This window comes from Nocardioides sp. (genome assembly GCF_031422975.1).
GTDB lineage: Bacteria > Actinomycetota > Actinomycetes > Propionibacteriales > Nocardioidaceae > Nocardioides.
This window is the reverse complement of record NZ_JANPEO010000333.1, coordinates 1-8,642: the sequence shown is the minus strand read 5'-3', so window position 1 is coordinate 8,642 and position 8,642 is coordinate 1. Positions and strand designations below refer to the sequence as shown.

Below are 8,642 nucleotides of genomic sequence, written 5' to 3'. Positions count from 1 at the left end.
GCAGGGCCTCGACGGTGTTCTTCGCGATCACCGAGCGCGGGCGCTGGAGCTCGACCTTGCGGAGCTGGGCCCCGCGTCGTCCGAGGGCCTCGAGGGAGATCTCGATGCCGGGGGCGATGGCGCCACCGACGTACTGCCCCGTCGCACTCACCACGTCGAACGTCGTCGCCGTGCCGCCGAAGTCCACGACGATCGCCGGGCCGCCGAATTCACTGGCCGCGGCCAGGGCATTGATGATTCGATCGGCACCGACTTCGCGTGGATTGTCCATCAGGACCGGAACCCCCGTTCGCACACCGGGCTCGACGACAACGCTGCGTACGCCCTCGAAATGCCGCCCGAGCATGTCACGCCATTCGTGCAGGACTGCCGGCACGGTCGAGCACACGGCAATCGCGTCCACGACCCGGCCCGACTCGGCGAGGAGTCCGCGGACGAGCACGGCCCATTCATCCGACGTCCTCCGGTCGTCGGTGGAGACCCGCCAGTGCGCGACGACTTCCTCGCCCTCCAGAAGGCCCAGGACGGTGTCGGAGTTGCCGATGTCGGCGGCGAGGAGCGTCATTGATCCATCAGGTCCATGCCGATGTCGAACACCTTGACCGAATGCGTCAGCGCACCGACGGAGATGAAGTCGACGCCGGTCCGACCCACCTCGCGCGCCCGCTCGATGCTCAGACCTCCCGAGGCCTCCAGCACCGCTTGCCCGGCAGTGATAGCGACCGCCTCGGCCATCATCGCCGTGGGCATGTTGTCCAGCAGGATGCGGTCGCAGCCGGCCTCGAGGAGCTCACGCAGCTGACCGAGGTCGGTCACCTCGACCTCGATCGGAAGATCCGGGTAGGCCGCACGTACGGCCTCGAGCGCCGGCACGACGCCCCCGGCGGCGATCACGTGGTTGTCCTTGACCATCGCCATGTCGGACAGCGAGAAGCGATGGTTGACCCCGCCTCCGCAGCGGACGGCGTACTTCTGCAGCGCCCGCCAGCCGGGGAGGGTCTTGCGGGTGTCGAGGACCTTCGCGCCGGTGCCCGCGAGCGCCTCCACCCAGCGGTCGGTCGCCGTGGCGACACCCGAGAGGTGGCAGTCGAAGTTGAGGGCGGTGCGCTCCGCGGTCAGCAGGCCCCGGGTCGGCCCGGCGACGCGCATGACCACGTCGCCGGCCGCGACCCGAGAGCCGTCGGCGAGCCGGTCGGTGATCTCGACGTCATCACCCATGACGCAGCCGAACACCATGGCCGCGATCGCCAGGCCGGCCACGACGCCGGGCTCGCGGGCCGCGAAGTCGGCCCGGCCACGGGCCCCGACTGCGATGGTGGCCGCGCTCGTCGCGTCGTCGGATCCGCCGGGCAGGTCCTCCTCGAGGGCGCGGACGATGTCGGCGTGGATCGCCTCCGGGTCGAGTCCCGCGTCAGCGATCTCGCGCAGGAGGTCGGCCGGCAGTGCGGCGAACGACGTGCGGGTCATGCGGGACCTCCAACGGTCGAGGGATCGGTCGACGCAGCGGGCCGGAAGTCCTGCGCCAGCTGACCGCCGACGAGGCGGGTGTCGATGTGGCCGGCCTGCGTCACGTCGTCGCGCTCGGGGAAGTCCTCGCGCCAGTGCGATCCGCGGGTCTCCTCGCGGCGCAGGGCGGCTCGGGCGAGCGCGCTGCTGATGACGTGCAGGTTGGTCGTCTCCCAACCGTCGACTCCGGGGACCGCCTCGCTGCCGGGGTCACGCGCCTGCAGCCACGCGATGGCCTCGGTGATGCCGTCGGCGGCGCGCAGGACACCGACCCGGGTGGTCATCATGTGCTGCAGGTCGACGCGTTGGTTCCAGTCGATGAGGCCGGCCGGTCGGGCGTCCTGCGCCGGTGCCGCCCACTCGCGGAGCTCGCCCGGCAGCACCTCGGCGATCCGACGGGAGAAGACGAGTCCTTCGAGCAGCGAGTTGGAGGCGAGGCGGTTGGCGCCGTGCACGCCGCTGCACGCGACCTCGCCGGTGGCATAGAGGCCCGGCACGCTGGAGCGCCCGTCGAGGTCGGTGGCCACTCCGCCGGACGCGTAATGCTGCGCGGGAGCGACGGGAATCAGCTCGGTTGTCGGGTCGACGCCGTGTCGGCGGCAGACCGCGAGGATGGTCGGGAAGCGCTTCTCCCAGAACTCCGCGCCGAGGTGGCGGGCGTCGAGCCACATGTGCGGCTGCTCCGTCTCCAGCATCCGGCGGGTGATCGCCTTGGCGACCACGTCGCGGGGGGCGAGGTCGGCGAGCTCGTGCTGGCCCCGCATGAACCGGTTGCCCTCGAAGTCGACTAGGAAGGCGCCCTCGCCGCGGACCGCCTCGGAGATCAGCGGCTGCTGGCCCTGGGAGTCCGGGCCGAGATACATCACCGTGGGGTGGAACTGCACGAACTCGAGGTCGCGCAGGATCGCCCCCGCACGCAGCGCGATGGCCATGCCGTCCCCGGTCGAGACACTCGGGTTGGTCGACTGCGAGAACACCTGACCGAGGCCGCCGCTCGCCAGCACGATCGCGCGGCAGTGGGCTGCACCGACGCCGTCGCGCTGGCCCTCGCCGAGCACGTGCAGGGTCACGCCGGCGACGCCACCGTCGTCGCACAGCAACAGGTCGACGGCCAGGGCGTGCTGGATCACCTCGATCTCAGGGGTGCGCTCGATCGCGGCGATCAGGGCGCGCTGGATCTCGGCGCCGGTCGCGTCGCCGCCGGCGTGCGCGATCCGGTCACGGTGGTGACCACCCTCGCGGGTCAGCGACAGCTCGCCCTCGTGGTGGTCGAACTCGGTGCCGAGGGCGATGAGCTCGCGTACGGCGTCCGGTCCCTCGGTCACGAGCACGCGCACTGCTTCGACGTCACACGCCCCGGCGCCGGCCACAAGGGTGTCGTGGAGGTGCTGCTCGGGGGTGTCCCCCGGGCCGAGCGCCGCGGCGATCCCGCCCTGCGCCCACTGGGTCGAGCCGGCGTTGAGGACGTCCTTGGTGACGACCAGGAGCTTGAGGCTCCGATCCGCGGCGTGGATCCGCAGCGCGGCAGTCAACCCGGCGATCCCGGAACCGATCACCACGACGTCCGCCCGCGTCGTCCATCCGGGCTCGGGCGCCGTCAGTCGCTGCGGGATCCCGGCCGAGGAAGCAGTCATTCGGGCAGGCTAGCGGGCGAGGGAGTCGCCGCGGGTCAGCGACGGATCGCCGAAGGTCTCGGCCGGGTCGAAGCCGGTGGCCAACACCGAGTTGTCGGCATCGACGAAGACGACGGCAGGCTGGTGGTCCTTGGCCTCAGCGGTCTCCATCTGCCCGTAGGCGATGAGGATGACGGTGTCGCCCGGATGCACCAGGCGAGCAGCCGCCCCATTGATGCCGATGACGCCCGAGCCGCGTTCGCCGGCGATCGTGTAGGTCTCGAGCCGGGCGCCGTTGGTGACGTCGACGATGTGCACCAGCTCGCCGGGCAGCAGATCTGCGGCATCGAGAAGGTCCTCGTCCACGGTCACCGACCCGACGTAGTGGAGGTCCGCCTGGGTCACGGTCGCCCGGTGGATCTTGGACTTCATCATCGTGCGCAGCATCAGCTGCCTCCTTCTTCTGTGGTCGAGCCCGCCGGTGCGGTGAGTGACGGTGTCGAGAAGTGGATGGGCAGGTTGTCGATGAGCCTCGTGCTCCCGAGCCGGGCGGCGACCAGGATGCGGCCCTCGCCGTTCTCCGGCGGCTCGCCCAGGTCGGCGCCGGTGAGGGCGAGGTAGTCGAGCTCGATCTGCGGCTCGGCCCTGAGCACGCTCATCGCCGCCCAGCGCGCTGACGCGACGCCGTACGCCGCCCGCACCTGCGCCGCGCACAGGGCACGGTGCAGGACGGTTGCGGCGGCTCGCTGCGCGGGATCGAGGTAGCGGTTGCGGCTCGACATGGCCAAGCCGTCGGGCTCGCGCGTCGTCTCGGCGCCGACGATCTCGACCGGTAGGCACAGGTCGCGCACCATGGCTCGGATGAGCGCGAGCTGTTGGTAGTCCTTCTGCCCGAAGACGGCGACGTCGGGCTGGACCAGGCCGAAGAGCTTGGCGACGACGGTGAGCACGCCGTCGAAGTGACCCGGGCGGGACTCCCCGTCGAGGATCGTGGCGAGCGTGCCGGGGTGGACCGTGACGCCGTCGCGCACGCGGTCGTGGCTGAAGCCGCCGGCGTACATCTCCTCGACGGCCGGGGCGAACACCACCGCGACCCCGTTGGCGCCACACAGTGCGAGGTCGTCGGGCAGCGTCCGCGGGTAGCGGTCGAGGTCCTCGGTCGGGGAGAACTGCATCGGATTGACGAAGATGCTGACGACGACCAGGTCGGCGTGCCGCGCGGCCTCGCGCACCAGGCTGGCGTGACCCTCGTGCAGCGCACCCATCGTCGGCACGAAGCCGATGCGCCGCCCCTCGCGCCGGGCGGAGGCAAGCAGGCCGGACAGCTCCTCGCGGGTGTTCGCGAGGGTGGGGCCCTCGCTCACGCCCACGAGCTCCGGTTGCGGGTACGGCGAGGAGCAGTGCGCTCGGCCTTCGCGGGATCGGCGGCGTCCAGGACCTGGCTCATCTTGCGGGCCCGGATCGGGAGCAGGCGACCGTCGGTGACGACGCGGTCGAGGGTGGCGCGGGCCAACGCGAGATAGGACGCGACGGTCTCGGGGGCATTGGCGGTGATCTCGACGAGGTGGGCGCGGACGGTCTCGACGTCACCACGGGCCATCGGTCCGGTGAGGGCTGCATCGCCCTGGGCGAGCGCGTTGTCGAGCGCCGCGTTGAGCAGCGGGCGAAGGGTGTCGGCCGGGTTGTCGCCACCGGCCGCCGACAGCATCTCCATCGCCTGGGTCACCAAGGTGACGAGATGGTTGGCGCCATGGGCCAGACCCGCGTGGTAGAGCGTGCGCTTGTCCTCCGCGACCCACATGGCCCGACCGCCGAGGTCGGCGACGAGCTGCTCGGTGACGGCCCGCTCGTCCTCGCCCGCGGTGACGCCGAAGATGGCATCGCGCAGTCGCGGCAGGTCGACGGCGGTGCCGGTGAAGGTCATCGCCGGGTGCAGGGCGATGGGGCGCGCGCCCACGGCGGCAGCATCAGCCAGGACGGCGAGTCCATGGGCGCCGCTCGTGTGGACGACGTACTGACCCTCGTGGATCGCTCCGCTCGCACTCAGCATCGCGACGACGTTGGCCAGCATGTCGTCGGGGACGGTGAGGAGCAGCAGGTCGGCGGCGCGGGCGGCGTCGCTGGGCTTGACCACCGGAGTGCCCGCGATGAGGGCGTCGATACGCCCACGCGAGGCGTCGGACTCACCGGCGGCGGCCACGATCTCGTGGCCCGCGGTGCGCAGCGCGGCGGCGAGGACGGCGCCGACGCGGCCTGCGCCAACCACACCCACACGGAACTGAGTCATGTGCGAACCCTTTCGTTCCAGTCCCTCCGACCACCCCTGGCGGGGCCGGTGTGGGTACCAGACTCGGTGCTCGATCTCTTGCCCCCGGAGCGTACGCCGCCTCGCTGCGCCGTGTGAACAGGAAGCGAACGTGACGTATCCGACATCTCGGGACGCCGGGCGCGTACCCCGACGACCACCCAGGCGACACCCGACGTCAGGCGCGCAGGTGCAACTTCGCGTGGTCCGGGTCGTCCACCACGAACGGGCGCGGGGCGCGCGGCAGCCAGGTGTGGGTCACGTAGTCGATCACGTGCTCCCCCTCGGGAGCGTTGATCTCGGTGACGCCCTCGGGGATCTCGCCGTTGTTGAGGGCGTTGAACACCAGCCACTCACGGCGCTTGCGACGGTTGCGCACGCTGGTCGCGAACGACTCCGGGTCGGTCCAGTGGGCGAACTCGTCGCCGTCGAGATACTTCAGCTCCACGACCAGTCCCTGCGGCAGCGCGAACTGCCGGATCTCGTCAGGCGTCGTCCGGATCTCCCACTCGGGCGCCTTGGAGTAGACGAAGTCGGGGGTCATCGGGAAGCCCCACTCCTCGATGTTGCGCAGCCCGAGGTCGAGGAAGGCGCGCGTGTCGGACTCCACGTAGAGGCCGTGGCGCGGGAAGCGGATGACGGCATCGACCGTCCCCACCTGCCAGCAGAGATCGGCCATCGACACCTCGCCCTCGGTGGTGAGGACCATGTCGCCGTCCCACTTCCACGAGTAGCGGGTACGGACGTGGGAGAAGCACCAGTTGTAGAAGTAGGCCAGCGAATGGACGCTGCGCTCGGGCACCGCGAGGTGCTCGGCGCCGGCGCGGGCAACGTCGAAGGGGTACTCCTTCACGGTGAACTTCGCCGCCAGGCCGTGCGCCTGCGCGACGGCCACCGCCGCCTCACCCGTCCCGTCGCTCGACTTGTTGTCCACCAGCAGGACGTGGTCGCACGCCCGCAGGAGCGGCGGCAGCACGAACCTCATCGATTCCGCTTCGTTCTTGACCCGGAGTACGGCGGTCGCCCCACGTCGCAGCGGCCCCTGGTTCCAGGGCCACACGATGTCGAAGTCGGTGTGTCCCTCGATGTTGGTCAGCCCGAGGCCGCCGCCGATCGGGACGCTCACTGCTCCCCCGTCGACGGCTCCGCGGCTCGCTCGCGGCCGAGCGCCCTGCGCACGCCGCGCCGTACGGACGGCGGGATCTTCGCGCGGAGGTCGTGCGGGATCTTGTCGGCCAGCCCGGTCGACTCCGGCGGCTCGGTGTCGGCGGCCGCGCGGGCGCCGGCGATGCGGGCAGCGACGACCGACGACTTGCTGATCGCCTCGGCCTCCTCGTAGAGGTCGGTGTAGGCGTCGCGCAGCTCGTCGAGGGTGGCGTGGACCTCGGTGACGTCGCCCTCGGGATCCGCGAGCTTGTTGAGCTCCTCCCACGTCTGGCCGGTCAGCTCATGCAGTCGCGGCGGGAGAGCCAGGTCCTCCAACGAGGAGGACACCCGGCGCAGCGACGGGTCGATGAAGCGGTGCACCTCGCGGATCAGGTCGCTGCGCGTGTGGATGATCGACTGCAGCTCCAGCGTGTGACCGACGTGCATCGTCGTCTTGACCCAGTCGGTCAGGAGGTCCTCGTAGCGCACGAAGACCCGCGCCGACCCCGCCTCGTCGCGCGTCGCACGCTCGGTGTGGAGCAGCATGTTGAGCCAGCTCGCGGCGAGGTGGGAGGAGCCGAGCTTGTTGGCGTAGTACTTCTGCTTGCTGCCCACGACCTCGGCCGGCGGGCGCAGCATCGTCACGAACACGGGCTTGGCCCCGGTACGGATCGCGGCCACCCGCCACAGACCCAGGAACCAGCTCAGTCGCGGGTCCTTCACGACGAGCTCGGGGTGTACGTCGAAGTGCGGCTCGAGCCAGTCCGCGACCCGGATCCGGGCGGGCTCTCGCGTGGAGATGCGGCCCGTCTCGAACCACGCACCCGGTCGCGCGTCGCTCACCTGGACGCCGGCCTCCTTGAGCAGCCGGTCGTGGAGGTCGACGGCCCACTGCGGCTCGGAGAAGCCGCGCGGGTTGGAAGCGTCGGCCGGCACCTCGGGGAGCGGCACGTGCATGCCGAGCTTGCTGGCGATGCCCGCCATCGTGGAGGTGCCACTTCGGCCGGCACCCGCGACGAAGAGAACCTTCCGCGGGACGCCTTCGGGGTTCATCTCATCGATCGCCGTCACGGTCGGGGAGCCTACCGCCGATGGGTCCACCGATAGCCTGCCGCCATGAGGCTGCCGTGGCGATCAGACCAACCAGCGGCCGACCCCCTGGTCTCGGTCGTCGTGCCTGCCTACGCCGTCGAGACCTATCTCCCCGCCTGCCTCGACTCGCTGCTCGCCCAGACCTGGCGCACGTGGGAGGCGATCGTCGTCGACGACGGGTCGCCGGACCGGTGCGGCGAGATCGCCGAGGCATACGCCCGACGAGACCCGCGGATCCGGGTCGTGCGTGTCGAGAACGGTGGACTCGGCTCGGCGCGCAACGTCGGCGTGCGCCATGCCACCGGGGCGTTGCTGACCTTCGTGGACTCCGACGACGTGCTTGCCCCCGACGCGCTGACGGTGCTCGTCGCCACCCTGCGGGAGTCGGGCTCCGACTTCGTCACCGGCTCGATCCTGCGTTGGGAGACCGGCGGCCTGCACGAGCCGCCGTGGATGAGGCGCCTGCACTCGCGCGCCCTCGGGCTGCGGATCGGGGACCGGCCGGAGATCCTCGGTGACGTCTTCGCCTGGAACAAGGTCTTCACCCGCTCGTTCTGGGACGCCGCAGGCCTCACCTGGCCCGAGGGCATCCGTTATGAGGACCAGCCGACGACCACGCGTGCCTTCATGGCCGGCACCTTCGACGTGCTCCCCGACGTCGTCTACCACTGGCGAATCCGCGACGACGGCTCGTCGATCACCCAGCAGCGCAACTCCGTGCGCGACCTCGCCGACCGCTGGGAGACCAAGCGGATGTCGTACGCCGCAGTGCACTCGGCGGGCGACGAGTCCGTCGAGTCCGTGTTCGTCGATCGCGTGCTCGCCGGCGACCTGTGGCGCTACTTCCTCGAGATCCCCGGCGCGTCGGACGAGTGGTGGACGCTGCTGCGTGACGGTGTGCGGGAGTTCTGGGGAGAGCGGTCGCTGGTGCACAGCGGGCTGCCGCCCGTGCTCCGACTCTGCGGCTGGCTGGTGGAGCA

General features: G+C 70.9%; 9 protein-coding genes. 1 reads left to right on the top strand and 8 read right to left on the bottom strand.

The features are described from left to right. The 8 genes from RMO85_RS10165 to RMO85_RS10130 all read right to left on the bottom strand — a co-directional run. The coding region (locus RMO85_RS10165) for a type III pantothenate kinase (RefSeq protein ID WP_310528610.1) at positions 1–565 on the bottom strand (565 nt) is incomplete at its 3' end. After that, positions 562–1,467 carry a carboxylating nicotinate-nucleotide diphosphorylase gene (gene nadC, locus RMO85_RS10160; protein WP_310528609.1) on the bottom strand — a complete coding sequence of 302 codons (906 nt, stop codon included), beginning with the start codon at positions 1,465–1,467 and terminating at the stop codon, positions 562–564. The genes nadC and RMO85_RS10165, both read right to left, overlap by 4 nt. Then, entirely contained in the window at positions 1,464–3,140 is a 1,677-nt protein-coding gene (locus tag RMO85_RS10155; RefSeq protein ID WP_310528608.1) for an L-aspartate oxidase, read from the bottom strand. The genes nadC and RMO85_RS10155 overlap by 4 nt, the downstream gene beginning before the upstream one ends. Positions 3,141–3,149: 9 nt before the next feature. Next, positions 3,150–3,566 (bottom strand): aspartate 1-decarboxylase, encoded by a 417-nt coding sequence (gene panD, locus RMO85_RS10150; RefSeq protein ID WP_310528607.1) that lies wholly within the window; start codon positions 3,564–3,566, stop codon positions 3,150–3,152. Then, complete coding sequence (panC, locus tag RMO85_RS10145) at positions 3,566–4,483, bottom strand: pantoate--beta-alanine ligase (RefSeq protein WP_310528606.1); 918 nt, start codon at positions 4,481–4,483, stop codon at positions 3,566–3,568. Before panC ends, panD begins: the two co-directional genes overlap by 1 nt. Further along, positions 4,480–5,406: a DUF2520 domain-containing protein gene (locus RMO85_RS10140; protein ID WP_310528605.1), complete on the bottom strand. Its 927-nt coding sequence runs from the start codon at positions 5,404–5,406 to the stop codon at positions 4,480–4,482. The genes panC and RMO85_RS10140 overlap by 4 nt, the downstream gene beginning before the upstream one ends. 196 nt (positions 5,407–5,602) lie before the next feature. Further along, on the bottom strand, positions 5,603–6,550 hold the full coding sequence (locus RMO85_RS10135) for a hypothetical protein (protein WP_310528604.1): 948 nt from the start codon (positions 6,548–6,550) through the stop codon (positions 5,603–5,605). After that, entirely contained in the window at positions 6,547–7,641 is a 1,095-nt protein-coding gene (locus RMO85_RS10130; protein WP_310528603.1) for a sulfotransferase family protein, read from the bottom strand. The genes RMO85_RS10135 and RMO85_RS10130 overlap by 4 nt, the downstream gene beginning before the upstream one ends. A 45-nt stretch (positions 7,642–7,686) precedes the next feature. On the opposite strand from RMO85_RS10130, the gene RMO85_RS10125 reads away from it, so the two are divergent. Beyond that, the coding region (locus RMO85_RS10125) for a glycosyltransferase family 2 protein (RefSeq protein WP_310528602.1) at positions 7,687–8,642 on the top strand (956 nt) is incomplete at its 3' end.